The 26,230-nt window shown below is 56.0% G+C and carries 18 protein-coding genes; 10 read left to right on the top strand and 8 right to left on the bottom strand.

The features are described 5' to 3' along the window. Window positions 1-37: 37 nt before the first annotated feature. Window positions 38-4,693, top strand: coding sequence for a CheR family methyltransferase (locus HNQ92_RS11935; protein WP_184174247.1), 4,656 nt, complete (start codon window positions 38-40; stop codon window positions 4,691-4,693). 94 nt (window positions 4,694-4,787) lie between these two features. Further along, on the top strand, window positions 4,788-5,810 hold the full coding sequence (locus tag HNQ92_RS11930) for a chemotaxis protein CheB (RefSeq protein ID WP_184174246.1): 1,023 nt from the start codon (window positions 4,788-4,790) through the stop codon (window positions 5,808-5,810). A gap of 135 nt (window positions 5,811-5,945) precedes the next feature. Here the strand turns inward: HNQ92_RS11930 and HNQ92_RS11925 are convergent, their stop codons facing one another. After that, the gene (locus HNQ92_RS11925) at window positions 5,946-9,032 is read right to left on the bottom strand and encodes a PVC-type heme-binding CxxCH protein (RefSeq protein WP_184174245.1); all 3,087 of its coding nucleotides are present in this window, start codon (window positions 9,030-9,032) and stop codon (window positions 5,946-5,948) included. A gap of 159 nt (window positions 9,033-9,191) precedes the next feature. Here HNQ92_RS11925 and HNQ92_RS11920 point away from each other — a divergent pair, with 159 nt between their 5' ends. Continuing rightward, window positions 9,192-9,953, top strand: a complete 762-nt coding sequence (locus HNQ92_RS11920; RefSeq protein ID WP_184174244.1) for an SDR family oxidoreductase — start codon at window positions 9,192-9,194, stop codon at window positions 9,951-9,953. A gap of 154 nt (window positions 9,954-10,107) precedes the next feature. Here HNQ92_RS11920 and HNQ92_RS11915 read toward each other — a convergent pair whose 3' ends face one another. Continuing rightward, window positions 10,108-11,139, bottom strand: a complete 1,032-nt coding sequence (locus tag HNQ92_RS11915) for a nucleotidyl transferase AbiEii/AbiGii toxin family protein (RefSeq protein ID WP_184174243.1) — start codon at window positions 11,137-11,139, stop codon at window positions 10,108-10,110. Next, on the bottom strand, window positions 11,126-11,734 hold the full coding sequence (locus HNQ92_RS11910) for a DUF6088 family protein (RefSeq protein ID WP_184174242.1): 609 nt from the start codon (window positions 11,732-11,734) through the stop codon (window positions 11,126-11,128). The genes HNQ92_RS11915 and HNQ92_RS11910 overlap by 14 nt, the downstream gene beginning before the upstream one ends. A 331-nt stretch (window positions 11,735-12,065) precedes the next feature. Here HNQ92_RS11910 and HNQ92_RS11905 point away from each other — a divergent pair, with 331 nt between their 5' ends. After that, window positions 12,066-12,653, top strand: a complete 588-nt coding sequence (locus HNQ92_RS11905; protein WP_184174241.1) for a hypothetical protein — start codon at window positions 12,066-12,068, stop codon at window positions 12,651-12,653. A 52-nt stretch (window positions 12,654-12,705) separates the two neighbouring features. On the opposite strand, the gene HNQ92_RS11900 is transcribed toward HNQ92_RS11905, so the two are convergent. Beyond that, window positions 12,706-13,008, bottom strand: a complete 303-nt coding sequence (locus tag HNQ92_RS11900) for a putative quinol monooxygenase (RefSeq protein ID WP_184174240.1) — start codon at window positions 13,006-13,008, stop codon at window positions 12,706-12,708. Between the two features lie 151 nt (window positions 13,009-13,159). Between HNQ92_RS11900 and HNQ92_RS11895 the strand changes: the two genes are divergently transcribed. Then, window positions 13,160-14,086 carry an alpha/beta hydrolase gene (locus HNQ92_RS11895; protein ID WP_184174239.1) on the top strand — a complete coding sequence of 309 codons (927 nt, stop codon included), beginning with the start codon at window positions 13,160-13,162 and terminating at the stop codon, window positions 14,084-14,086. Window positions 14,087-14,148: 62 nt separating this feature from the next. On the opposite strand, the gene HNQ92_RS11890 is transcribed toward HNQ92_RS11895, so the two are convergent. Then, complete coding sequence (locus tag HNQ92_RS11890) at window positions 14,149-14,592, bottom strand: hypothetical protein (protein ID WP_184174238.1); 444 nt, start codon at window positions 14,590-14,592, stop codon at window positions 14,149-14,151. 139 nt (window positions 14,593-14,731) lie between these two features. Continuing rightward, window positions 14,732-15,703: an aldo/keto reductase gene (locus tag HNQ92_RS11885; RefSeq protein WP_184174237.1), complete on the bottom strand. Its 972-nt coding sequence runs from the start codon at window positions 15,701-15,703 to the stop codon at window positions 14,732-14,734. Window positions 15,704-15,829: 126 nt separating this feature from the next. Between HNQ92_RS11885 and HNQ92_RS11880 the strand changes: the two genes are divergently transcribed. Continuing rightward, window positions 15,830-16,654, top strand: a complete 825-nt coding sequence (locus HNQ92_RS11880) for a M23 family metallopeptidase (RefSeq protein ID WP_343062991.1) — start codon at window positions 15,830-15,832, stop codon at window positions 16,652-16,654. Further along, a complete protein-coding gene (locus tag HNQ92_RS11875; RefSeq protein WP_184174236.1) occupies window positions 16,651-17,766 on the top strand; it encodes an acyloxyacyl hydrolase in 1,116 nt (371 codons plus the stop codon). The genes HNQ92_RS11880 and HNQ92_RS11875 overlap by 4 nt, the downstream gene beginning before the upstream one ends. Before the next feature lie 61 nt (window positions 17,767-17,827). Here HNQ92_RS11875 and HNQ92_RS29055 read toward each other — a convergent pair whose 3' ends face one another. Together HNQ92_RS29055 and HNQ92_RS11865 are read right to left on the bottom strand one after the other, a co-directional pair. Beyond that, complete coding sequence (locus HNQ92_RS29055) at window positions 17,828-21,733, bottom strand: class I tRNA ligase family protein (RefSeq protein ID WP_184174235.1); 3,906 nt, start codon at window positions 21,731-21,733, stop codon at window positions 17,828-17,830. Between the two features lie 101 nt (window positions 21,734-21,834). Then, on the bottom strand, window positions 21,835-22,665 hold the full coding sequence (locus HNQ92_RS11865) for a glycoside hydrolase family 16 protein (protein WP_184174234.1): 831 nt from the start codon (window positions 22,663-22,665) through the stop codon (window positions 21,835-21,837). A 316-nt stretch (window positions 22,666-22,981) separates the two neighbouring features. On the opposite strand from HNQ92_RS11865, the gene HNQ92_RS11860 reads away from it, so the two are divergent. The 3 genes from HNQ92_RS11860 to HNQ92_RS11850 all read left to right on the top strand — a co-directional run bounded on the left by HNQ92_RS11860 (window position 22,982) and on the right by HNQ92_RS11850 (window position 26,192). Continuing rightward, complete coding sequence (locus HNQ92_RS11860; RefSeq protein ID WP_184174233.1) at window positions 22,982-24,022, top strand: bile acid:sodium symporter family protein; 1,041 nt, start codon at window positions 22,982-22,984, stop codon at window positions 24,020-24,022. Between the two features lie 59 nt (window positions 24,023-24,081). Continuing rightward, the gene (locus HNQ92_RS11855; protein ID WP_184174232.1) at window positions 24,082-24,705 is read left to right on the top strand and encodes a DUF4230 domain-containing protein; all 624 of its coding nucleotides are present in this window, start codon (window positions 24,082-24,084) and stop codon (window positions 24,703-24,705) included. A 110-nt stretch (window positions 24,706-24,815) separates the two neighbouring features. Then, window positions 24,816-26,192, top strand: coding sequence for a glutamine synthetase family protein (locus HNQ92_RS11850; protein ID WP_184174231.1), 1,377 nt, complete (start codon window positions 24,816-24,818; stop codon window positions 26,190-26,192). Window positions 26,193-26,230: the final 38 nt, after the last annotated feature.

Raw genomic sequence — 26,230 nt, 5'->3', positions numbered from 1 at the left:
AATAGGAGTCCGATTAATTTCCACCGCCCCATTTTCAATGGCCAAAAAAGAAAAATCCCCCCCCTCAAAGCCCATTTCTGCCCTTTCGCTGGCTCCCGTACCTCTGGTTGCCGTTGGTGCTGCTGCCGGGGGCCTGGAAGCTTTCTCGGAACTACTGAAAGAGCTCCCACCAAGCACGGGGCTGGCTTTCGTGTACCTTCAGGCACATGTGGGCGGCATCGACACGGCCACCCTGCTTACTACGCTGGGGGCCGTCACCGCAAGGCCGGTTCAGGAAGCCCAGCCGGGTACTTTGCTTGCACCTGATCAAGTATACGTGTTAGCCTCAGGCCGGGAACTGGAAGTAAGCGACCAGGAATTTACGGCCGCCGAGAGCCTTGACGAGGTACCCGTTTCGATGCCCATCGACTCGTTTTTTTTCGCGTTGGCGGAGCGACAACGGGAGGGGATCATTGGGGTGCTTTTGTCGGGAGCCGGTACGGATGGTGCCCAGGGGTTAAAGGCCATCAAAGCCGCCGGGGGCATCACCTTCACACAAGATACAACCGCCCTGTACCAGGAAATGCCCAAAGCCGCCATCGGCGAAGGGGCGGTTGATAGGGTGCTTCCGCCACTGGAAATAGCCCGGGAGCTGGTGCGGTTGAGTAAGCGGCTCGAGGCGTTTCGGCTCGAAGAGGGAGTGGAGGTAGAGAATACCAGGGCCGAAGAGGATCTAAAAACCATCATTCAATTGCTGCGTCGGGTGCTGGGGGTGGATTTTAGCCATTACAAAATGACGACCATCCGTCGGCGAATCATCCGGCGGATGCTGCTCTACAAGCTGGAAACGCTCAAGGACTACGCGGAGTACCTCAGGCAGGACCCTACCGAGGCGCACGTACTTTATAATGACTTGCTGATAAACGTCACTAGCTTTTTCAGAGATCCAGAGACGATGGATCACGTAAAAAAAGTATTACTTCCGCAAATCATCAAAAGTAAGGCGGCCCGGGAGCCAATCCGGATTTGGGTACCGGCGTGCTCCACGGGCCAGGAGGCCTACTCCCTGGCTATGCTGTTGCTGGAAGCCCTGGGCGACCGGGCCGCTCATGTACCCATCCAGATCTTTGCTACTGATCTGAGCCAGTCCGTCATCAACAAAGCCCGCCAGGGGAGCTACTCCAGCAGTGAAATCGTAGGGGTATCGCCCCGGCGGTTGCAGCGTTTTTTTAGCAAGATTGACGATCAGTACCGGATCAGCAAATCCCTTCTTGACCTTTGCGTGTTTGCGCAGCACAACCTACTGAAAGATCCGCCCTTTTCCCGGCTGGATATGATCAGTTGCCGGAACCTGCTCATCTACCTGGACGATGTATTTCAGCAAAAAGCGTTTTCCATTTTTCACTACGCGCTAAATCCCAACGGGACCCTGTTGCTGGGCAATTCCGAATCCGTAGGAAATGCCGTGGCGCTTTTTTCGCAGGTCGATAAGGCCTATAAAGCGTATATCCGGAAGAATGACGTATCCAGTAAAGGAGCCTTCAATATCACTCCCCATGCGCGGGACGTAGCGCGTCCCAAACAGTTTGACTACCTGCGCCTGGCCTCGAAAGTGACGGAGCCGGTCAATGACCTGGACCGGTTGGTAGATGGGATACTGCTGAGCCAGTATGTACCCGCCAGCGTGGTGGTGGATCAGGATCTGGAGATTTTACAGTTCCGGGGTTCTACGGGACTTTACCTCGAGCCCTCGCCGGGAAAAGCCAGCCTGAACCTACTAAAAATGGCCCGTTCATCGCTGGTGTTTGAATTACGCAATACCATTCATAAAGCCCGGAAGACGGGAAAGCCGGTCCGAAAGGCGGGATTGGAAATTAAAGACCGAGACGCCACGACCCATCAGGTAGCCATCGAAGTGGTACCGCTTCGAAACCAAGGCGAGCAATTCCTGTACCTGGTCCTTTTTGAAGAAATGCCCCCGAGCTTCGTCAGCGATACCAAGTCGACTACCGTGGGCAACCGCCGGATCAAAGAGCTGGAAGAAGAACTGGCGGCGGTGCGGGAAGATATGCACTCGATCATCGAGGAGCAAGAAGCCAGCAACGAAGAGCTGCAGTCGGCTAACGAGGAGATCGTGAGCAGCAGCGAAGAGTTACAGAGTATCAACGAAGAGCTCGAGACCAGCAAGGAGGAGATCGAGTCTACCAACGAAGAATTACTGACGATCAACCAAGAGCTGCAGCAGCGCAACGACCAGCTTACGGAAGCCTACAGCTACGCGGAGGCTATTTTTGACACCATTCGGGAAGCTACCCTGATCCTGGACAAAGACCTGCGGATAAAGAGTGCTAACCGGGCGTTTTACCAAATGTACCGGGCCGATCGCTTGGAGATTGAAGGAAAGCTGATCTACGAAGTAGGCAATGGGCAGTGGAATATTCAGCGTCTGCGCGAACTCCTGGAAAATACCATTACGGACAATTCGCCGGTAACGGGCTTTGAGGTATCCCATACGTTCCCGTTTATTGGGGAAAAAGTAATGCGCCTCAATGCCCGGAAGGTGATATACCAGCACCGCCAGGAGGTTATTCTGCTGGCAATCGAAGACATCACCGAGCACCGGCTGGCCCAGCGCCTGCTGGAAGAACGGGAGGCCTGGTTCCGGACCATCGCCGACCACGCCCCCACCATGATTTGGGTGGCTAATGAGGAAGGACGCTACAACTACCTGAACCAAGCCTGGCTCAACTATACCGGCCGCACGCTGGAGGAGGAAATGGGCCACGGCTGGGCGCAGGGTATCCACCCCGACGACTGGCTGGGGTACTTATCCATCTACAACGCCAAATTTTTACTCCGGCAGCCGTTTCAGACCGAGTACCGCCTTCGCCGACACGATGGCGAGTACCGCTGGATGCTGGAAAATGCCAAGCCTACGTTTCTGCACGATGGTACCTTCAGCGGCTACATGGGTACCTGCGTCGATGTACAGCTCCAGAAAGAGCTCAACCAGGAGCTGGATCGGCGGGTGAGGGAGCGTACCGAAGAGCTCCACCAGGCTAACCGGGAGCTAAAGCACTCACACGATGAGGTAGCGCAGGTAGTCAGCCGCCTGCAAAGTGTGCTCAATGGGGTACCGGCCGCCATCACGCTCATGGAAGCGCTCTATGACTCCACTACCCGCGAGCCGGTGGACTTCAACACGGCAGTTTTCAACCAGTCAGCGCTTGAGTTATTAGGAAGAACCGCGGAGGACATCCAGGCCCGGACTATGTTGGAAGCGCATCCCGAAACGCGGGAATCCGGCGTTTTCGACATGTACATGGAGGTACTTAGGACGGGTGTGTCGGCCTACCGTGAGATAAACCTCAGACCGGTTGGGTCCGAGCAAGAACGTTGCTACGCCCTGTTTGTGACCCAACAGGTTAATGAAAATGGCGTGGTATCGACGCTGCTTGACATTACGGACCGCAAAGATGCCGAACAGCAAGTACAGCTAACGGCCGAAAACCTGCAGGCCGTACTGGACAGCTCGCCCGCGGCGATTGGTTATTTTAAGGCCATCCGGGACAAAGAAAAGCTTATAAAGGAATTTAGACTGATGGTCTGTAATGATAAGTTTGCCCGCCTCAAGGAGAAACCCGTATCGGAGCTGATCGGGAAAACGGCTACCCAACTGGCCAACAAACTATGGCAGGAGAAAACCTTTGAGAATGTACTTGGCGTCCTGGAAACGGGGCAGCCATTTTATGAAGAACGCCAACTCCAGAGTGAAGGGGAGGTGAAGTGGCTGGGACTATCGCTTACCCGGCACGACAGCGGCGTGGTACTTAACGGGCTGGACATTACTACCCTGAAAAAAGCGGAGATACAGCATGACCAGTGGCTGTTGGAATTGAAGCGCTCGGACAAAACCATGCAATCGCTGGAGCGTATGCGCCAGTACGTGCAGCACCGGGCCGAGCTTCTCCGGGCCGCTTCCCACGACTTGCGGGGGAGCTTTGGCGTGGTGGTGGTAGCGGCTTCACTGCTGGATATGCTCGATTCGGAAGAGGAGCGTACCCAAACCCTGACTACCCTGCAGCGTAGCGTGCGGCAAGTGACGCAGATGCTGAACCAGCTACTGGATCATTCGCGCCTGGAAGCCGGAGAAGAGGAACCGCAGCTAACCACTTTTGACGTAGCCAAAATACTCCGGGAACTAGGTGAGAACGTAACGCTGCTCGCCAACGAAAAGCACTTGAAGATGGTACTGGAAGGCCCGGAACATTTACTGATTCGTGGGGATGTGATAAAAATACACCGCATTGCGCAGAACCTGATTTTGAATGCCATTAAATATACTTCCCGTGGTAGTATTGAGGTGAGCTGGGGCCCTACGGAAGGTGTGATGGAAAAGGGAGCAGAAGTACCCACAACCAGCTCTTGGTTTCTGGTCGTCAAAGATTCCGGACCGGGTATGCCTGAGTTGGTGAAGAATAAGCTATTGGATAAACCGTATTCCACTCAAGAAACCGCTACGGATGAAGCCGAAGCAACATCCACGGCAAATCAAGCAGAGCTTGATACCCAAATAACTACGGGTGAGGGGATTGGGTTGTTTATTGTGAAACGGCTGTGCGATATGCTGGGCGCAAAAATGGAAATTGAAACCGAGGCAGAAAGGGGTACTTTGTTCCGTATTCACTTTCCGCGCCAATACGAAGAGGACTAGGCTAAGCTATTGGCACGCATTTAGTTCAGAAAAGAATCATTGGCAGGTATTCCTCCTTTCTGCGAAGTGACTTTGATCAATTCCAAAAACTAGTATGGCAACACGTGATATTGTCGTTATTGGGTCTTCCGCCGGGGGCGTCTACGCCCTAAAAGAGCTGGTTGCTTCCTTACCAAGTAGTTGCCAGGCTTCTATTTTTATTGTCCAGCATGTGGCCGCTCATGCACCAAGCTACCTACCTACGATCCTCAATAATGTCGGACCGCTCAAGGCAGTACACCCTCAGGACGGGGAGGCAATTCGGCCGGGTTGTATCTACATAGCTCCGCCCGATCACCACATGCTCATTGAGAATGACCATATTCTTATCAAAAGAGGCCCCAAGGAAAACCGGTTTCGTCCTTCCATCGATGCGCTGTTTCGCTCCGCGGCCTATACTTATGGTCCTCGTACCATCGGCATCGTGCTCACGGGGCTGCTCAACGACGGTACTTCGGGCATGTGGTCCGTAAAGCGCCTGGGTGGCCTAGGGATCATTCAGGAGCCAGAGGAGGCCATGTACCCTAGTATGCCCGAGAGTGTACTCGAATATGTGGACGTAGACTACATAGTTCCCATTTCCGAAATGGCCCCGCTGGTGTGTCGGCTGATCGAAGATACCTTAGAACTGGTAGATCCGGCTTCTTCTTCTATCGAAACGGATCGTATGAACCTCGAAATCCACACCGCCGCCCAGGCAAATGCCAGCATGGACATCCTGAAGATGGGGGAGCTCACCCCCCTTACTTGCCCGGATTGCAACGGTACTCTGGTAAGCATCAAAGAGGGAAAACTGATCCGCTACCGCTGCCATACGGGCCATGCCTTTACGGCCAGTGCGCTACTGGCCGAAGTATCCAAATCGGTGGAAGATAAGCTCTGGCAAAGCGTTCGAGGTTTGGAAGAAATGATGTTGCTGCTCGAGCAGGCCGGGAAGCAACTGGAAAAAGGCGGAAACGCCAAGGCGGCGAAGCTATTTAATGAAAAAGCCCAGCAGGCTAATGAGCGCGGTAAGCAGCTTCGGAAATTTATCTTTAGTCAAGAGCAACTAAGCGAAGAAAAGATCCGGGAAGAGTAAACGGGCAGCGGAGATAGTCTGAGGCAAGTTCCTGAAATGCTCAGAGATCCTTAGCTCAGCTTTGAAATATACCCCTACAAAAAGCGCCCCGCTACTGGACCAGTAGCGGGGCGCTTTTTGTGGGGGTATAGAAGATTATTTTTTCCGCTTGAGGCTACTCAAGTACTCTACCAGGCCGGTGAGTTCTTCGGTACTCATGGCCTCCTGTAAGCTGGCGGGCATCATGGACTCGTCGAGCTGCTTGATGGATTTCACCTGGGTCATTTTATATTCCTGGGTACTTCCGCCCGGAAACTTCATCAGCAGGTCGCTTTCAGTTTTGGAAGCAATGATCCCTACTACCTTCGAACCATCTTTCATTGTTACTTCGTGGCCCTCGTAGCCAAAGCTAATCCCGGCGCTGGGGTAGTAAATAGCCAGGTACTGTCCTTCCTTGGGTAGTTTGCTGCCAATCTCGGAGAGCTTGGGCCCGAAATCCATCCCGTCGCCCTCTACCTGATGGCACACGGCGCAGTACATCGAGAACACCACTTTTCCCTTGGCAATGTCGCCCTTGACGTTGAGTAGCTCTGGCATGGGCGGATGTTTCCGGGTGGAGGAAGTGGCGTCGGCGTCGAGGTACTTGGCGGCTTCGGTGCGTACGGCCCGGCGCCAGGCGTTGCTCACGCCCTGCACGGCAGCGTCTTTTAGGTCTTTATTAAACTTGTTCTCTTTCAAATAAGCCAGGATCTGGTCCTCGCCACTCTGGCTGCCCCCAATAGCCCGGGTGGCGTCGCGCCGTAGCGCCAGGGGGTACTTGCTGTCCAGGGCTACCTGCGTCAGCAGGGCCAGGGATTCCTTGCTACCCACGCCCCGGATGGAAGCCAGGGCGGCGCTGGCCTTGGCGGGGTCGGAGCCGTTGATGGCACTGCGGAGCAGGGCCTCCCCGCCGGGTTGTTTGAGCAGCAGGCGGCCCGCTTCGCGCCCGGTACCTTCGTAAGGTTTGGTCGTGGCAAGCTGTAGCAGGCGTTTGTTTTCGGTGGTAGGTTCGTAGCGGGTCACCAGCTCCATGTACTCGGGGCTATCGTAGGTGGCATCCAGCAGCTTTTGCAAAGAGGCCATCGCCACCGGCGACTGCTTCACGAAGGCTGGGTCGAGGTGGCGCAGCACCAGCTTGTTGATTTCGAGTTGATCAGCGGCCTTGCCTTTCATCATCTGGAGCAGGGCCGTGGATTTTTCTTTGCCGCCGGGGTTAAAATCAAACGCGCGGAAGTACCTCAGCCTACTTTTCAGATCCACCGAGGCGTCACTGGCCAGCGAAGCCAGCAGCGGCACCGACTCCTTTGTGCGGGCCCGCCACACGATATCCCGGCCCGCGGGGGTACCTGTGGGGGTGGAGCCAGCCGTTTTCAGCCAGGCTTTGAAGGCCTGGTCCCAGTTGTTGGCGGCCCCAATTCCGAGCGCTTCGAGGTACCAGCGGTCCTGGCCGTCGTACTGCTGCGCCAGCGAAGCCCATATACCCGCCGCCTCGGAGGTGGGTAGTTCGTGCAGCGCGAGGGCGCATTCGCGGCGTACGTGCGGGTCAGTGTCGTTGGCCAGGCGCTTCACGTACGCGATGGGGTTGTCGGTGAGTTGGCGGGCGGCCCGCAGGGCTGTAATGCGCAGGTCGGGGTTGGCGTCGCGGAAGGCGGCTTCGAGGTAACGGCTGTTGAAGCCCCCCATTTTGCTCAGTAGCCAGAGTGCCCGCGCCCGCATCCGTGGGTTGGCGTTTTGATCCTCAAAAAGTTTGGCAAGAGAAGGCTCCGCCGAAGTACCCATTTTCAGGAGGGCGTTCCAGGCCAGGTACCTTACCGAAAGGTTAGGGTTTTGCAGGGCTTCGACGGCCGCCTGCGGGGTATTTAGGCTCAGCGGGGGCGTTTTGTAAGATACGTTGGGCGGGGCTACCCGAAACACCCGCCCGCGCTCGAGGTCACCGGCCTGGTGGCCACCCACGCCCGGATCGTACCAGTCGGATACGAAAAGGGAGCCGTCCGGCGCTACGCACACATCCGACGGCCGGAACCACTGGTCGCGGGTACCTTCCAGCAGGTTATTGATGGTCGCGGTGTAGCCCGCACCTTTTTTCTGTACGGGGTAAGACCGCACCACGTTGGGGCCCGCGTCGCAGTGAATCATCTGGTCCCAGTAGGTACCGGGCAGCAGCCGACCTTCGTATACTACCATGCCTGTGGGCGAGCCCGCGCCGGTTTGGAGCAGGTTAGGTACCACGCCGGGGTCGTTGAGGTGCCAGTGTCGAAACGGAATCGAATCCTCCACGTTGGTGCGGCCCGCCCGCCAGCCCGCGCCCGTCATCTCGTCGGTGAAGCCGTAGTTGCCGTATTCCATCACGTAGTTGATCCGCACCGCCTTGTTGCCGTCGTCGTCGTTGTCCGACTGCCACATGGTACCGTAGCTATCTACGGCTACTTCGTAGTTATTCCGGAAGTTGTTGCCCAGTACTTCGATGTTTTTAAAATCCGGGTCGCAGCGGAACACCATGCCCTGCCGGTACTTTTTAAAATCAATGGCTTTGCCTTTTTTGTCCAGAATGGGTTTTCCCTGGCCGTCTAGGAGTTGGGTACCTTCGTTGCCAAAGTTGAAATACAGCTTGCCGTCGGGCCCGAACACAAAGGCGTGCATGCCGTGGTCGTGCTGCTCGCCTTTGATGCCCTGGAAAATAATTTCTTTTTTATCGGCCTTGTCGTCGCCGTCCTCGTCAGTAAAGAGCCACACGTAGGGGCTCTGCGACACGATGGCCTGGTTGCCCATTACCCAGATCCCCAGCGGCGCGTTGAGCTCGGGGCCCTGGTAAAAGACCGTCGTTTTGTCAGCCTTGCCGTCGCCGTTGGTATCTTCCAGGATCAGGATGCGGTCGCCCTGCTCGTGCGTAGGATTGCCCGTGATGGCCGGGCGGTAGTTGTACGCTTCGCACACCCACACCCGCCCGCGGTGGTCTACGTCGAGGTTGGTGGGGTTGGTCAGGGTAGGTTCGGAGGCAAAAAGCGTCGCTTCCAGGCCTTCGGCTACGGTGAGGCCCGCCACGGCGTACTGCGGTGAGCGCTTGTCGTCTTCCGACAGCTTGGCGTACAGGCTATCGAGGCCCGCGCTCCTAACGGTGCTGGGGTTGGTACGTTGGTAGGAAGCAACCAGGCCTACGGCCAGTACCCCGGCTACGGCCAACAGAGTAGATTTTGAGGGTTTCATACGTTTGGGTAATAAGGCCTACATAATTGTTTCAATGACAAGTATTGGCATTCCGTTTTAAAAGCAACTCATTCGCTTGTTTTACCATTTTATCCCAATTAATTTTGAGATTGATCTTCTCGTCGGCCCCCACTTTCACCCAACCAACTACCCATCTACATGAACCATTGGCATTTAAAAAATAAGAAGGTACTTGTTACCGGCGGTACCAAGGGCATCGGGGCGGCCTGTGCCCGGCTGATGGCCGAAGCGGGCGCCGAGGTACTGGTCATAGCGCGCGACGAAGCGGGCATTGCGCAGCTGGTCGCCGAGGCCCAGGAGCGGCAGCTTTCCATCACGGGCCGGGCGTTTGACCTGGCCGCAGAAGGCGCGGCGGCAGCCGTGGTGGAGTACCTACAAAGTACCTGGGGCGGGCTGGACGTGCTGGTGATCAACGCCGGGCGCAACATCCGGAAAGCCACCGTGGACTACAGCCCCAGCGAGTACGAGCAGATCATGCAGCTCAACCTCCACTCGGCTTTTGCCCTGAGCCAGGCGGCCTACCCGCTGCTGAAAGCCAGCCGTGGCTGCATCGTCAACGTAAGCTCCGTCTCGGGCCTGACGCACATCAGCAGCGGCTCCGTGTACGGCATGACCAAGGCGGCGCTGATCCAGCTCACGCGCAACCTGGCGGTGGAGTGGGGGAGCGACGGCATCCGGGTCAACGCCGTGGCACCCTGGTACATCAACACGCCCCTGGCCGCGCCGATATTGAATGATCCCGCCCGGCTGGAGAAAATCCTGGCCCGCACGCCCATGCAGCGCATCGGTACCCCCGAGGAGGTAGCGGCGGCGGTACTGTTTCTGAGCTTGCCTGCGGCCAGCTACATTACGGGCCAGTGCCTGGGCGTGGACGGTGGCTTTCTGGTCAATGGGTACTGATTGGAAAGGAATGTAGGGCGTGCCTCTTGGGGTAGAACTGGGGTACTTTAAGAAAGCAAGCAGGACAATATCGACACTTGGGAGACCTAAGAAGCATACTCTGAATTAGTTAAACACTGTCTTTAAGAAGAACTCCGCTTTTACTTAAAAATCGCTATTTCTTTTCAATAAAATCGAGCCGATACTTCCACGGGAGCTCTGCCAGGCTTGCTTTTATGCCATGAACAGATCCTAATAGAACATCGAAGCTAGGCGGATTTTCTTCATAGATCATCTCTTCGAGCATTCTCCCATAATCAGCAGCCCAAGCACCTACGACTTCCTCTGGCGGGGTTGGGTTCAACGTTTTGGGGTTATGAAGATTATAGTCTACCCCACCCATTTTGGAGAAGACATACCGGTGATACACTATTGTCTCATACAGGTCTTGATCATTCAGAGCTTTAGCTGCCTCGGATCTGCCTAAATGATGCACATCGTACAAATGGCGGCTCAATCGATTTACTCTCACCTTTTCGGCGGGTCGGTGAAATTCCTCATGAAGCAAAAATAGCTTTTCCAGGAATGTTCGCTCGGCATAGACTGTCGGTATGGTAATGAAGGGCGCTGCAAACTCTCTTCCCGCATATTCTTCATCTACCAGGGAGCCAAACGTACAATAGGCAAAGGGTTCTCTCAAAGAGCGGCATCCTATCTCAACCTGTACCCGAGCCTGCATATATCCCGGAGCGGATATGACGTTTGGGTAATAAATTTCGATGATCCTTGGATCTTGATCACTATCAGGAGATTCAACCACATTGAAATCAACCTGGAAGCCGCGCTCAGCAAACTTGCTTTGAAGTTGCTCAAAGAAAGGGCCACTTGAGTACTCTCCTGCCCTTTTTCTAAGAGCGGTCTTTTGTCTTTTGGAGAGCTCGCCGTCGTAGCCAAAGTAATTCCGGTCTATCGCAAGGTCAATGTCTTCAGAAAACCGATGGATGAGCTTCCAGGCTTTGCTTAAGGATGTACCTCCTTTGAAAACGAGGTGACTGGCCACCTTCATCTCAAAGATGATTGCGAGCGTTTCCGTTACCCACCAGTCTTTTTCAACCGCAAACGCAGGCATTCCGGTCTTGTTACTGATGTCCTCAAAAATGCTTCTTTTGTCTTCGGCCTTCAGGCCATGAAATTTACTGCGTGACATCTGGTAAAGCCTTACTCATTATTTTTTGAATCCATACTGGCGCAAGGCCAATATCATGTTTTAACGTCGCGATATCCTCCGTGCGTAGCTGCTCTATAATCTTTTCTTCTTCGTGGGCGCTCACCTGTCCATTCCCGAGCTCTTTTAAAGCCTGGATAGCAAGCCTGCTTACCTTCCCCTTTGCGAGAAGGTTTTTGGGGGCCACCTTTTTGAACTTGATACTCCTCTTGCCGACTTTGATCTCGCGCGGCGATCCATCGGTTAACAGTACGATCTTCATTGGAACCTGAGTACTTAACCCCAGCGCGTTTAAGGCGTAGCTTCCACTCGGAACAGTTCTTATCCTATCCCGCTTCGCAATGGCATCCGCTACCTCCTCGGCAGTCGGGAGCACAGTGCCGACAAGTTCACTTTCCTTAGGCCTTACATATATTCCATGCGCTACGCGAACAAGCATACGTTTATCTTCCAAGCGGGTGAGGGCTTTCCTGACTGCATCAGACGAGCCATAGGACGAAAAATCCTCCGGGAACACTAGCGTGCCCCTTGGTTTTGCCTTGATCGATCTTTCTATTTGCCTCTCAGTACTTAGCATCTATATACATTTAATGTATTTGTCACAAATTTAGGCAATATTTGTGACACTGACAGTATCAATATTTTTGACATTATTAGTGTCACAATTCTATTTCAATTTTCAAGCGGAAAGAGCACCTCACAAACCATTTTAAAATTAAACGTTTTTCGCTTTTTTTAATATGGCAAAAAGTAGGGGGTAGTTTACCTTCTAACTTAGCTTTGAATTAAATTGAAGAATGAAACGGAATAAAAACGGTATAGGATAAAACGAGTACTTTACGTAAGTGAGGTCCCACGCATCACCAAACCAAAAGACATTGATATTGACCAACTAAATAAACCAAATCATGAAAACAACCCTAACCTGCGTAGCACTACTCCTGGCCAGCCTGGGGGCCCACGCCCAGAAGGTAGTACCGCCCGCCATCCAGATCAAAACGGCCGTACTGGCGGCTCCCAGCGACAAGCGCGACGGCGCGCTGGTGTACGGCTACGGTACCGACGGGAAGTTTACGGTACTGCGCAAGGGTACCAACGACCTGGTGTGCCTGGCCGACAACCCCGCGCAGAAGGACATCAACGTATCCTGCTACCACCATACCCTGGAGCCCTTCATGGCGCGGGGACGGCAGCTGAAGCAGGAGGGGAAATCGGCCCAGGAAATCATAGAAATTCGCGAGAAGGAAGCCAAGGCGGGCACGCTGGCTATGCCCAAGGCACCCGCTTCGCTCTTTGTGTTTTCGGGTACTGACGACAACTACGACACCGCCACCGGCGAGCTGAAAGACGGGTACCTGCGCTACGTGGTGTACATCCCGTTGGCCACCGCCGAAAGTACCGGCCTGCCCCTCAAGCCCGAAGCGCCGGGTATGCCCTGGATCATGGACCCTGGTACGCACCGCGCCCACATCATGATCAACCCGCCTAAGAAATAGAGTAGTAGGGTACTTGGGGTACTTTTAATTTTTAATAAAGTACCCCAAGTACCTACGCCTCGTCGGTTTTGTCGACGACCTGGGCCGAGAAAGCCACGGGCTTTTCGGCGAAAAGTACCTTGGTGCGCGCCCAGGTACCCCGGAAGAGCTCCGACTGCCGGTACTGCTCCAGGGCCGCTTCCGACACCCAGTGGCTGTGCGTAACGAAGACGTGCGACTGCTGCATATCCTGCCAGAGCTCCAGGTAGGTACAGCCCGGCTGGGCGCGGATTTTCTGTTTGGATTCGTCAAAAATAGCCCGGAACGTAGGTACTTCGTCGGGCCGGAACGTCATGCGGACAAGGCGAATGAGCATGGGAAATCAGGTTGATTTGGGGAACGAAAAAAGCGTATTCTTTTTTTCGGGCCTCTACTTTTGTCAAATTTAATTCTAAAAAGGAGTGGTAAGAAGTACCTCACCTAGCCTTTTGTTGGGCAATAGCTCTTCCGGAACCAGCTTTATTGACATGAAAAAGAAAATATACATTCCGCTGCTTACCCTCACTATGCTTTACGCCCTGCCCAGCCTGGCCCAGCAGGAGGTACTTCCCCTCTGGCCCGCCGGCAAAGTACCCAATGCCCTCGCAAACTCTGCCGTCGTAGAAAAGTCCGAAACGACGGGCGGCATCATGCGCATCAGCGGTGTGACGGTACCTACCATGACGGCCTACCTGCCTCCCCAAGATAAAGCGACCGGCGCGGCCGTGCTTATTTGCCCCGGTGGGGGCTACGGCATCCTGGCCGCCGAGCACGAAGGCAGCGAACTGGCCGAATGGTTTAAGGCGCGGGGCGTGGCGGGTATTGTGCTCAAGTACCGGCTCCCCAACGCCCAGGCCATGACCAGGCAGCACGAAGTACCCCTCATGGACGCCATGCAGGCCATGAAGCTGATCCGGCAAAACGCTCAGAAGTGGAACCTGGACCCGAACAAGATCGGCGTGATGGGCTTCTCGGCGGGCGGGCACCTGGCGGCTACGCTCTCCACGCATTTCGACAAAGGCCCCAACGCTTCCGAAGAAGCCCGGCCCAACTTCGCCATTTTGCTGTACCCGGTGATCTCGTTTTCGCCCACGCTGGCGCACGGGGGTTCGCGCAAAAACCTGCTGGGAGCCGATGAGTCGGAGGAGCTCATCCGGTACTACTCCAACGAGCAGCACGTTAGTGAAAAAACCCCACCTACCTTGCTGGTACACGCCACCGACGACACCGGCGTGCCCGCCGAGAACAGCATTGAGTACTACCTGGCGCTCAAGAAAAACAAAGTACCCGTGGAGATGCACCTCTACCCGCGCGGCGGCCACGGCTTCTCCATGCGTACCGAGGGCAAAGGCTCCGTGGCCAACTGGCCGCTGGCCATGGAGGCCTGGCTGAAGGCGCTGGAGTACGTGAAATAAAAAAAGTACCCCGCCGGGAATGGACTTCCGGCGGGGTACTTGGTAGTAGGGAAATGAGGTACTTAGTTCATCGCTACCAGCGTGCGGGCGGGAGCTTCCACGATGCCCTGCGTCGAGAGGTTGATCTGCTTCACGATGCGCTCCTGGCCGTTGGTGATTTCAACCGTGTAGCGTCCGTCTTTGATTTCTGAGAAATCCAATCGCCGGGCGTACTTTTTCTGCTTTTTGGTGAGCAAGTCCTCGTGCAGTACCTGGCCCTGCTCGTTAAGCAGCCGTACCGTCAGCCGCTCGCCTTCCTGCTTCTCGATCAGCAAGTTCATCTTGAGCGTATTTTGTATGCGGTACATACCCACGCCGAAGGTTTCGCAGCGGTTGTTTTTGCATTCCTGGGTAGGTTTCACCGTTTCCGACTGGCCGGGCTTGGGCTGAAGCGTAGCCGCCGAAATCATTCCGCTCATCAGTACTCCGCAGGCAGCGGCCATCATGGTTTTCAATCCGTTTTTCATGGCTCTTGAAGGTTTTAAAAGTTTGAGTGTTTCTGGCTAATTACACTCCAATGATTCCTTCGGGGCCGGGTTCGTGACAGCGATTAGCATGAACGGCAAAAAAACGGGATGAGCGGTAAAAGTACCTAAAGTACCCCCGTTACTGCGACCACTCCGTAGGCGTACGGTCCCAGCGGTGCTTAACCAGTTCACGGGCCAGTTCCTCGCTCAGGCGCTGCCCGTCGCTCACGGCCGTGTTGGCGCGTACGTGGGGTAGTTTGCGCATGCCGGGGATGGTCGTGTGCACGTCGGGATTATTCAGGATGAAGCGCAGGGCCAGTTCGGGCATGGTCATGCCGTCGGGGACGAGCGGGCGGAGCGCCTCGGCGTGTTCTACGCTGCTGTGGAGGTTGGCGGGCACGAAGTAGGTCGAGCGCCAGTCGTCGGCGGGGAAGGTGGTTTCGTTGGTAAAAGTACCCGTCAAGGTACCTTCGTCGAAAGGTACCCGCGCAATGACGCCGATGTCCAGCTGGCGGCAGAGCGGAAAGAGGTTGTCTTCCGGGGCCTGGTCAAAAATATTGTAGATGACCTGCACGGCGTCGATGAGCCCGGTTTTCAACGTCTCGAGCGAATTATCCGGCTCCCAGCGGTTCACGCTGATGCCCCAGCGCTGTACTTTCCCCTGCTCGGTGAGCCGGGTGATGGCTTCCTTCCATTCGTCGCGCTGCGCCCAGTGGTCTTCCCAGACGTGAAACTGCATGAGGTGGATGGTCTCTACGTCCAGGTTTTTCAGACTCTTTTCGGTATACTCCACGATGTAGTCAGCGGGAAAAACGTCGTCCAGCGTAAATTCCCGGCGCGAGGGCCAGGTGCGGTTCTTGGGCGGAATTTTGGTGGCCGCGTACAGCTCTTTTTCCGGGTAGCGTTTCAGGAGTTTGCCCAGAATGGTCTCGCTCATGCCTTCGGCATAGCCCCAGGCGGTATCAAAAAAATTGCAACCCCGTTCTACGGCTTCATTCAATGCGTTATCTACTTCCTCCAGGTCGGAGCCGGTCCAGCCGGCCAGGCCCCACATGCCGTAGCCAATTTCGCTGACCAGCCAGCCGCTACGTCCAAATCGACGGTATTCCATAGGTTGTTGGGTTAGTTGTTTTTGTAATCAAGAACGTGAAAGTAATAATTTATAGCAATCATTTGAAAACATTGCCCCGATGAAAGCTTGTTTGTATTTTGGAGCCTATTTTGAAAACAAAGATCAGTGAGCACGAGAATTTGGATGAGCATGGGGCGGTTGTTGGGTATAGGTATGATTATGGGGCTGTTAGGATGGAGCCGGGTTGTTACTCCGGCCGAGCAATTGCTGGATTACTGTCGGCAGTTTAGAGCCATTCACGAAGCGATAGGTGCGCAGGCCATTTCACCCGACTCGGCCGAGCGGGCCTTTCAGGAAGTGATGGTAGGCCTGCGGCAGTCTTTCGGGAGCCGGAGCGACTCCTGCCGGGTGGGCAGCGAGGGGTACTTTGTGTTTCCGCTGCGCGGTCAGGTACCTCGCTACTCCATTGGCGGGCGGGGGCGCGGGTACAAGCCCAATGGCTTCGATCTGTTCGACAACGAAGTACGTGGCAGCCACCCCGCCCACGACCTGTTCATCCGCGACCGCAACCAGGACAACATCGACGATGTGATGTGCCAGCCCGTAGATGTCCTGGCTTTTACGAGCGGCATTGTGCTGGCGGTAGAAAACAACTGGCATCCCGAGAGCGAGCGCCGCGGTGGCAACTACGTCTGGATTTATGATCCCTGCCTGGACGGACTCTTTTACTACGCCCACAACAAATGCGTGGCCGTGGAGCCGGGCCAGTGGGTATGGGCGGGGGATAAAATTGCCGAAGTGGGCCGCACGGGCTTGAATGCCTTTCAGGAAAGATCACCCACGCACCTGCACTTTATGTTTTTACGCCTCACCCCCAACGCCCTGCCCGAGCCGGGCAATACCTACGACTGGCTGCTCAGCGCTTCGGTGAAAGAGTGGGAGTGGTGGGGGATCCAGGAGGAAGGTGAGGGAGAAGAAGAAAGCCCATGAGAAAATGGATTGCTGTTTACCTACTACTTTTAGGTACTTTGGGGGCGTCGGTGGGGCAGATCATGCTGGAAGACAGTACTGCCGAGGCTGTGCCGGAAAAGGTACCTCAGCTTACGCTGCGCGGCCACTACGGTACCCTCTTCGCGCATTCACAGGATGTACAAAATACCGCCGGGGCCCGTCCGGTGGGGCTGCACGCAGAGCTCGGGCAGCAATGGTACGGGGCCGAAACCTGGCGGCGCTTTGGGTGTTTTCCCCGGACGGGCCTGGCGCTGGCCTACTACCACTACGACAACCGCATTTTGGGCCAAGGCCTGACGGCCGCCTACTACCTGGAGCCGACCTTCCCGATTTCGCGACGACTGGTACTTGGTGCGCGCGGGGCCGCCGGAGTTTCGTGGCTTTCCAATCCGTATCATCCCGAGCGCAATCCGGCCAATATGTCGTACAGCACCGCACTGAGCGCGTACCTGGCGCTGGGACTAAGTACCTACTACCGTTTCCAGGAGCAGTGGGCCGTCACGCTGATGGTCGACTACCAGCACGTTTCGAATGGGGGCTTCAAGCAACCCAACAAAGGCATCAATTGGCCTACTATTGGGCTGGGGCTAGATTATACCCTGGAGCCGCTTCGGCTGGTACGTCCGCCGCGGGGGCAGAGAGCACAGGAATGGCGGGAGGCACCGCCCCGGCGCGACGTGTACCTGTTTGGCGGGGTGCGCAACGTGGCCTCGGGCGAAACCCGCCGCTACGTACTTGGCGGCGGCGGTGTGACTTACAGTAGGCAAGTGAGCAACATCAACAGTCTGACGGCGGGGGTGGAGGCCTATGGCGATTGGGCCCTGCGCGAGCAACTCGTCCGCGACTCGCTGACCGACCGGAGCCACGTGCGGGTCGGAGCCATGGTAGGGCACGAATTTCTGCTGGGAAAAATCATTTTCAGCCAACAACTAGGTGTCTATGTATTTAAGCAGGTACCTTACTACTCCCGACTCTACCACCGCTGGGGATTGCTCTACCGGATCAACCGCTCGCTGTCGGCGGGGGTGAATCTGAAAGCCCACAGCCATGTGGCCAACTTCTGGGACCTGCGCCTGGTGACGCATTGGTAGTTCAGCAAGAAAGCCCGACCAACCGGCCGGGCTTTCTTACTATTTAAGCAAAAAGGTACTTTTAAACGACCTCCACCTTCACGCGGAGCGTAAATTCATCCATCTCGATTTCGGCGGCCTGGCCGTTGAGGTCGGCTACGAGGTCGAGGCTCACGGCCTGTACTTCCTGGCAGATGTAGTCCTGGTTGGTCAGTACGGCCTCGGCCAGGAGGTTGTCGTTGTTTTGGAGCGTAATCTGAATCTTGTCGCTCACGCTGAAGCCGCTGTCTTTCCGCAGGTTCTGGATGCGGTTCACGAAGTCGCGGGCGATACCCTCCTTGCGGAGCTCGTCGGTGATGGTGACGTCCAGCGCCACGGTGAGCCCGCCCTCGCTGGCCACCAGCCAGCCGGGTACATCTTCCGCGATGATTTCCACATCCTGCGGAGTGATCCAAATGCCGTCTTGGCCGGTGGGTAGTTTAAATTCCCCGGTACTTTCGAGCGCTTTGATGTCGGTTTCGGTCATGGTCGAAATCGCGGCGGCTACTTCCTTCATCCGCGGGCCGAATTTGGGACCCAGGGCTTTGAAGTTCGGCTTAATTTTCTTCTTTAAAATACCGCTGTCGTCGTCCACAAACTCGACGGTTTTCAGGTTCACCTCCGTAAGGATGATCGGAACGACCTGCTCGATGTGGCGGCGCGTTTTTTCGCTCAATACCGGAATAAGTACCTTCGAGAGCGGCTGGCGTACCTTGATCTTGTGGCCTTTGCGCAGCGAATGCACCAGCGAACTAATGTTCTGCGCCAGCTGCATGGCTTCCTCCAGATCCGAGTCGATCATGGCATATTCTTCAACCGGCCAGTTGGTCAGGTGAACCGACGCCGCCAAAGTACCTTCAGGCGCTTCGTCCGGGCTGGTCAAGTTGCGGTAGAGCCAGTCGGCAAAGAACGGCGCGATGGGCGACATCAGCTGCGACACCGTCACCAGGCAGTGGTGCAGGGTTTGGTAGGCGGCGCGTTTGTCGTCGGTAAGTACCTTCTCACCGGCTACGGTGCTGGGCGTCCAGAAGCGGCGGCGGTTGAGGCGCACGTACCAGTTGGAGAGGTGGTCGCAGACAAAGTCCGTCACCAGGCGTCCGGCCTTGGTGGGGTTGTAGTCGTCGAACTGCTCGCCTACCTCTTTGATGAGCGTATTGAGCCGCGACAAGATCCAGCGGTCGAGCTCGGTGAGGTGCTCGGTAGGTACTTTCTCGGCGGCGGCGTAGCCGTCCAGGTTGGCGTAGAGCGCAAAGAAGTTGTAGGTATTGAACAACGTACCAAAAAACTTCCGCTGGGCTTCGGGAATCCCTTCCAGGTTGAACTTGAGGTTGTCCCAGGGCTCGGCGTTGGTGATCATGTACCAGCGCGTGGCGTCGGGGCCGTACTTAGCCAGCGTCTCGAAGGGGTCGATGGCGTTGCCCAGGCGTTTGGACATCTTGTTGCCGTTTTTGTCCAGCACCAGACCCGTCGAAACGACGTTCTTGAAGGCCACCGAGTCGAACAACATCCCGGCGATGGCATGCAGGGTAAAGAACCAGCCGCGGGTTTGGTCTACGCCCTCCGAAATGAAGTCGGCGGGGTAGCTTTCGTTAAAAATATCCTGGTTTTCAAACGGGTAGTGCCACTGCGCGTAGGGCATCGCTCCTGAGTCGAACCACACGTCGATGAGGTCGGGCTCGCGGTACATGGGTTGGCCCGTGGCCGACACCAGCACGATGCGGTCAACGTAGGGGCGGTGCAGGTCGAAGGAAGCCTCATCCCCCAACCCCTTCTCCCGCGGAGAAGGGGCTTTCTTTTCTTCTTTGGAGCCTATGGGCTCTAAAGAAGAAGTATTCTCTTCGACCGCTTTTTTAATTTGAACAATGACCTGATCAAGATTATCCAGTACTTCTTCGTTTGAAAAACGGATGACTTGGTAACCAAGCGCTTCTAGATATTCAGTTCGGACCTGGTCATATTCTTTATAATCGGGCAAGGAGTGAATTTCACCGTCCACCTCTACCACGAGCCGGGCCGGGATGCTGACAAAATCAGCGATAAATTCGCCGATAGCGTGTTGGCGGCGGAACTTAATCCCCAGCTTGCTATTTCGAACTACCTCCCAAAGTACCCCCTCGGCTTCCGTTTGATTTTTACGGTTTTCCCGGGCGAAATCTTTTAAAGCGTTAAACCACTTTTTCTTATCCGCCGAAAAAACATATTGCTCCACACTCCCCTCTCCGCCGGAAGTACTCGTTTCCAAACTACCCCCCTCTCCGCCGGAGAGGGGCCGGGGGTGAGGCTTAAGAGGATTCTCCTCCATCAACCCCGCCTCCATAGCCTTCTCGATCTCCTGCGAGAGTTCCTCCAGGGAGCCAATGCAAATTTCTTCGCCCGCTTCGCTGCGCCAGATCGGCAGCGGGGTACCCCAGTAGCGGCTGCGGCTGAGGTTCCAGTCTACCAGGTTTTCGAGCCAGTTGCCAAAGCGGCCCGTACCCGTGCTGGCGGGCTGCCAGTTGATGGTTTTGTTGAGCGCCACGAGTTTGTCCTTCACGGCTGTGGTACGGATAAACCAGCTGTCGAGCGGGTAGTAGAGCACGGGCTTGTCGGTGCGCCAGCAGTGGGGATAGGTGTGCTCGTACTTCTCCACCCGGAACGCCTTGCCTTCCTCCTTGAGCTTGATGGCGATCAGCACGTCCGTGGGCCGGAAGTCCGGGTCGGCCTGCTCTTCGGCGGTGTAGTATTCGGGTTTCACGAAGCGTCCGCCAAACTCTCCGATTTCCTGCACGAAGCGCCCCCGCCGGTCTACTATAGGTACTTCCTTGCCCGTTTCGTCGCGCACCATGATGGCCGGAATGCCATTGGCCTGCGCGACCCGGAAGTCGTCGGCTCCGAAGGTAGGGGAAGTATGTACCACGCCGGTACCGTCTTCGGTGGTCACAAAATCACCCAGAATAACCCGGAACGCGGGCTGCTCGGGTGTGACGTACGGCAGGAGCTGCTCGTACTCGACGCCCGCCAGTTCCTGGCCTTTGCATTCCTTCACGATGGTCCACGGAAGTACCTTTTTATCGCTGGTTTCGTAATTCTCAAAATCGCCGTCGCGGCCTTTTTCCGAGAAGTACTTTCCTACCAGATCCTTGGCCAGCACGACCTGCACGGGCTCGTGGGTGTAGGGGTTAAACGTCTTCACCACCACGTAGCTAATGTGCGCCCCCACCGTCAGGGCCGAGTTGGCCGGAAGGGTCCAAGGCGTGGTGGTCCAGGCCAGGATGTGTACCTGCGGCAGCGGCAGGTTTTCAAAGACCGAATAGGTACCTGGGTTTTTCACCCGGAACATCGCCACGATGGTCGTATCCTTCACGTCGCGGTAGGTACCTGGCATGTTGAGCTCGTGCGAGGATAGCCCCGTACCCGCCGCCGGAGAGTAGGGCTGAATGGTATAGCCCTTGTAGAGCAACCCCTTGTCGTAGAGCTTTTTGAGTAGGTTCCACAGGCTCTCGATGTACTTGTTTTCGTAGGTAATGTAGGGGTCTTCTAGGTCCACCCAGTAGCCCATTTTTTCGGTCAGGTCGTTCCACTGGTCGGTAAATTTCATCACCGTAGCGCGGCAGCGGGCGTTGTACTCTTCCACGCTAATGGTTTTCCCGATGTCCTCCTTGGTAATGCCTAGCTCCTTCTCCACCTGGAGCTCCACGGGTAGCCCGTGCGTATCCCAACCGCCTTTACGCTTTACCTGAAAGCCCTGCAAAGTTTTATAGCGGCAAAAAATATCTTTGATGGTACGCGCCATCACGTGGTGGATACCCGGCGTACCGTTGGCCGAGGGCGGCCCTTCGTAAAAAGTAAAAGTAGGTGCTCCTTCGCGCGTATCGACGGAGGCCTCGAAGATCTGGTTTTCTTTCCAAAAACGAAGTACCTCATCGGCGACCTGCGCGTAGTTGAGGTTTTTATATTCTTGATAGCTCACGATGTAGTCTAAAATTTGCGTCTTACTTCCAAACGGAGGGCAAATTTAAGGATTTTTTGGGGGAATCGGAGCAGGTACTTGGGGGTGGTGGGGGAAGTACCCTATTTCTTCTGATACACCCGCACGTAGTCAATCTCGAAGCGCGACGGAAACGTGGTACCCACCGGCTCCCCACCGTTGTCGCCGCCGATGGCCAGGTTCAGAATCAGGTAGTGCGGCTGGCGGAACGGGTTCAGGCGCGGCTCGGCTTCGTTGTAAGTTTCTTCCAGATCCACGGCGTTGAGTAGTTCGTCGTCTACGTACAGCTGGATACTCTGTGCATCCCAGTCCATGCGCCAGACGTGAAATTTCTGGGCCCAGTCGGGGTCGTCGAAGGTACTTATGGGCTTTTTGGAGTCGTCCCACTTGGCCTTGTAGCGTTCCTTGGTACCCCAGGCAGCATTGGCCAGGAGCATGCCGCGGTAGTACTCCATGATGTCGATCTCGCCGTTGCTGGGCCATTCGCCCTTTACGCCCAGCGTCCAGAAAGCCGGCCAGATCCCCGGCTGCGTATCGATTTTGCCGCGCATTTCGAAGCGTCCGTACTGCCACTGGTGCAGGCCGCGCGTGAGCAGGCTGGCCGCCGTGTACTCGATGTGCTCGCGGTTTTCCCGCCACTGGGTACTTCCGGCTTTGTAGTTGGGGTTGGAGCGTTTTTCGCGCCGCCCTTCGATGATCAGCAGGCCGTCTTTGCACACCGCATTTTCGGGCTGGTACCATTGCAGCTCGTTATTCCGGACAAAACCCTTTTCAAAGTTCCAGTTTTGGGCGTTAGGTGGCCCGTCTTCGTTGAATTCATCGGCCCATACCAGCTGCCACTGCTGCGCTGGGGCGGGTATGCAGGTACCTAGCAGGAATACACTATGGAGCAGCAAAAGGCTAGCCGTTTTCATACACAAGGGGTACATTGGTTTTATTTTTTTAGCGAAAAAAAGGGCCGAGAGACCGGGTACTTAGGCAGGTATTGCCAGGACAAATTTGATTAAAAGTAGAAACTTTTTTGAAGAAATGAGGAGGTACTTGCCAAACCAACCCAAGCCAAAGTACCTGCCCTGGCAAGTGCCCCCGGCGTCGGGGTACTTTTTTAGCTTGGTTCAAAGCGCAAGAAGTACCTTGTGATGTCGGGACGAAACAATAAATCCATAATTTGGGCCTAAAATCAATCAGCCACACTAGTACCACGATCCGTTCGATCTTCTTTTCTTAGGCATGAAAAATACATTTTTAGGAGTAAGTCAGCGCGTGCTGAGCGTGGCGGCCAAGGCCGGTTTGGATGGTTTTTTGCTGGCGCTGCTGGGCATGATTGGCCTGGCGTACCTGTGGCCCTATCCCGGCACCGAGCAGAGCCCCGTGCCCCTGGCCGACATCGCTACCTACGGCGTCTCGCTGATCTTCTTTTTTTACGGACTGCGGTTAAGTCCCGAAAAACTCCGCGCCGGGCTCAGCAACTGGCGCCTGCACACGCTGGTACACCTGGCTACCTTCGTGCTGTTTCCGGTACTGGTGCTGCTGATCCGGCCCTTTTTTCGCGGCGCGGACAATGAGGTACTTTGGTTGGGGATTTTCTTCCTGGCGGCGCTACCTTCCACGGTCTCGTCGTCGGTCGTGATGGTGTCGATGGCGGGGGGCAACATTCCGGCGGCGATTTTCAACGCGAGTATTTCGAGCCTGCTGGGTGTATTCATCACGCCGGTCTGGATGGGGCTGGTGCTGGATAAGTCCTCGACTTCCTTTGAACTGGGCCCGGTGATCATTAAGCTAACGATACAGGTACTGGTGCCGGTGTTCCTGGGTATACTGCTGCACCGCCGCTGGGGTACTTGGGCCGAAAGACACAAGCATACATTACGCGCTTTTGACCAAACCACTATACTGTTGATCATCTACACGTCGTTTTGTGAGTCGTTCGATGAAGGGTTGTTTGCCTCCTTCAGCTGGGGGCACTTGGGGACGTTGGCCGTGGGCATGGTGGTCCTTTTTTACCTCATTTACGGCCTCATGATCCTGGGTAGCCGCTGGCTGGGTTTCCGTCGGGAAGACCGGATCACGGCCGTATTTTGTGGGTCCAAGAAATCCATGGTGCAGGGAGCCGTCATGGCCAAGGTACTTTTTGGCGGCTCGGCCGAGGCGGGCATCATCCTGCTGCCCATCATGCTCTACCACGCCTTGCAGCTCATCATGGCCAGTATGCTGGCGCAGCGCATGGCTCGGGAAACCGCCCGGCGGCTGGCTTCTGAAAGTACCCGTTGAATGTTGTCTGGCTCAGGTTTGTTGGGTACAAGTACCCTTTTCCTTTATTTTTGAAACTCATGCGTATCGTTCGATTAATTCTTCAGCTCGCCATTTTTGTATTACTCATTCTGGGGGCCATTACCCTCTGGGAAAGCTTCCGGACGGGTAGCTGGCTGCCGGGCTGGCTGGGCGGAGAAAACAAAACCGAAACCCTGCACACGGTGGTGCTGGAGGAAATTACGGCGCTGGGTAAACTGGAGCTGGTGCGCTACAACTTCAAGGACGTGGTAGAGCAGGAGGTGGTGAAGCAATGGCTGCCCAACGCCAAGGCGGTACTCATTGTGCAGGGCGAGGCCATTGGCTGCGTGGATCTGACCCAGATGAGGCTAGCCGACATCACGTCCGAATCGCAAATGCTGGTGGTACACCTGCCCGAGCCGGAGCTCTGCGTATTCAAGATCGACCACGAGCGCTCCAAAGTATATAACACCGAGTACGCTTTTCTGGAGGAAGCCCAGCTGGTGCAGGAAGGGTACCGGCAGGCCGAGCGGCAGATCCGGCAGTCGGCGCTGGAGATGGGGATTTTGGAACAAACCGAAGAGAACGCCCGCAAAATGCTTACGCCGATGCTGGAGAAGATTTCGGGGCGCAAGGTACTGGTGAAGTTCCCGATGACAGCCCGCTTGCCGAAGCTACGCTAAAAGTACCCCCGCGGGTAGTCCTTTGCGGGCGGTTTTGCGTATTGGATTGGAGATTTTGGCGGTTATCGCTATCTTGGAAGCCATTCCCAACGACCCCTCTTTTCAGTACCATGACCTACCCTGGATTTCTTTCTTCCGACGAACTGGCCCAACGAGTAGACGACGGCACCATCGAGACGGTGATCGTGGGCTTTACCGATCACTACGGCCGCCTGATGGGCAAGCGCATGGATGCCGAGTACTACCTCGACACGGTGCGGAAGTCGGGTACCCACGGCTGCGACTACCTCCTGACCACCGACATGGAAATGGAGCCCGTGCCGGGCTACCAGTACGCCAACTGGGAACGCGGCTACGGGGATTTTCATTTAGTCCCCGACCCCACGAGCCTGCGCGTAGCCGACTGGCTCGACAAAACGGCCCTGGTACTTTGTGACGTGCACGACGAGAAAACCCACGGGCTGGTGTCGGTAGCGCCGCGCTCCTTGCTGAAAAAACAGGTGGAGGCGGCCCAAACAATGGGGCTGGACTGCTCGGCGGCTTCGGAGCTGGAGTACTACCTCTTTGAAAACAGCTACCGCCAGGCCCACCAGCAGCAGTACCAGGACCTGACGCCCGTAGGCTACTACCTCGAAGACTACCATATCCTGCAAGGTACCCGCACTGAGAAGTTTACGGCGGCGGTGCGGCGGCACCTGAAGCGCTCGGGCATAGCCGTCGAGAACTCCAAGGGCGAGTGGGGGCTAGGGCAGCACGAGCTCAACGTGCGCTACGCCGAGGTACTTCGCATGGCCGACAACCACGTGGTGTACAAGCAGTGCCTCAAAGAAGTAGCCGACGCCATGGGGCTGTCGCTGACGTTTATGGCCAAGTATGCCACCGACCAGGCGGGCTCCAGCAGTCACCTGCACATCAGCCTCTGGAAAGACGGCCAGAATGCCTTCGTGGAGGATCAGGCGTTCGGGCCGGTGAAGGGCTCCGACGTGTTTCGGTGGTTTTTGGGCGGCTGGATTGCGCACGTACCCGACGTCATGCCGTTTTACGCGCCTACCGTCAACTCCTACAAGCGCTTCGTGGACGGCTCCTGGGCGCCTACCCGGCTGGCCTGGAGCTACGACAACCGCACGGCGGGTTTCCGGGTGGTGGGCCACGGGCCGAGCCTGCGTATCGAGTGCCGTATCCCCGGTGCCGACTGCAATCCGTACCTGGCCTTTGCGGCCTCGCTGGCCTCGGGGCTGGACGGCATCAAAAACCGCATCGAGCCGCCCGCCTGCTTCGAAGGCGATATTTACGCGGCGGCGCACCTGCCCCGGGTACCTTACACGCTGTCGGAGGCGGTGGCGCTTTTCGAGCGCAGCGAATTTGCCAAAAGTACCTTCGGACCCGAAGTCGTGGAGCACTACACGCATTACTTCCACACCGAACAAAAAATGTACAATACCTCCGTGACCGACTGGGAGCGGAAGCGGTACTTTGAGCGCATTTGATTTTCTTTAGGGCAGTAGTTGCCAGCTATTGGAAACGA

Source organism: Rhabdobacter roseus (genome assembly GCF_014202275.1).
In the GTDB taxonomy this organism is placed as follows: Bacteria; Bacteroidota; Bacteroidia; order Cytophagales; family Spirosomataceae; genus Rhabdobacter; species Rhabdobacter roseus.
This window is presented reverse-complemented; position numbering and strand designations above follow the sequence as displayed.

Coding starts and splice junctions, on each gene's coding strand:
- HNQ92_RS11935 (WP_184174247.1), top strand. CDS start 38: ATGGCCAAAAAAGAAAAATCCCCCCCCTCAAAGCCCATTTCTGCCCTT.
- HNQ92_RS11930 (WP_184174246.1), top strand. CDS start 4,788: ATGGCAACACGTGATATTGTCGTTATTGGGTCTTCCGCCGGGGGCGTC.
- HNQ92_RS11925 (WP_184174245.1), bottom strand. CDS start 9,032: ATGAAACCCTCAAAATCTACTCTGTTGGCCGTAGCCGGGGTACTGGCC.
- HNQ92_RS11920 (WP_184174244.1), top strand. CDS start 9,192: ATGAACCATTGGCATTTAAAAAATAAGAAGGTACTTGTTACCGGCGGT.
- HNQ92_RS11915 (WP_184174243.1), bottom strand. CDS start 11,139: ATGTCACGCAGTAAATTTCATGGCCTGAAGGCCGAAGACAAAAGAAGC.
- HNQ92_RS11910 (WP_184174242.1), bottom strand. CDS start 11,734: ATGCTAAGTACTGAGAGGCAAATAGAAAGATCGATCAAGGCAAAACCA.
- HNQ92_RS11905 (WP_184174241.1), top strand. CDS start 12,066: ATGAAAACAACCCTAACCTGCGTAGCACTACTCCTGGCCAGCCTGGGG.
- HNQ92_RS11900 (WP_184174240.1), bottom strand. CDS start 13,008: ATGCTCATTCGCCTTGTCCGCATGACGTTCCGGCCCGACGAAGTACCT.
- HNQ92_RS11895 (WP_184174239.1), top strand. CDS start 13,160: ATGAAAAAGAAAATATACATTCCGCTGCTTACCCTCACTATGCTTTAC.
- HNQ92_RS11890 (WP_184174238.1), bottom strand. CDS start 14,592: ATGAAAAACGGATTGAAAACCATGATGGCCGCTGCCTGCGGAGTACTG.
- HNQ92_RS11885 (WP_184174237.1), bottom strand. CDS start 15,703: ATGGAATACCGTCGATTTGGACGTAGCGGCTGGCTGGTCAGCGAAATT.
- HNQ92_RS11875 (WP_184174236.1), top strand. CDS start 16,651: ATGAGAAAATGGATTGCTGTTTACCTACTACTTTTAGGTACTTTGGGG.
- HNQ92_RS11865 (WP_184174234.1), bottom strand. CDS start 22,665: ATGAAAACGGCTAGCCTTTTGCTGCTCCATAGTGTATTCCTGCTAGGT.
- HNQ92_RS11860 (WP_184174233.1), top strand. CDS start 22,982: ATGAAAAATACATTTTTAGGAGTAAGTCAGCGCGTGCTGAGCGTGGCG.
- HNQ92_RS11855 (WP_184174232.1), top strand. CDS start 24,082: ATGCGTATCGTTCGATTAATTCTTCAGCTCGCCATTTTTGTATTACTC.
- HNQ92_RS11850 (WP_184174231.1), top strand. CDS start 24,816: ATGACCTACCCTGGATTTCTTTCTTCCGACGAACTGGCCCAACGAGTA.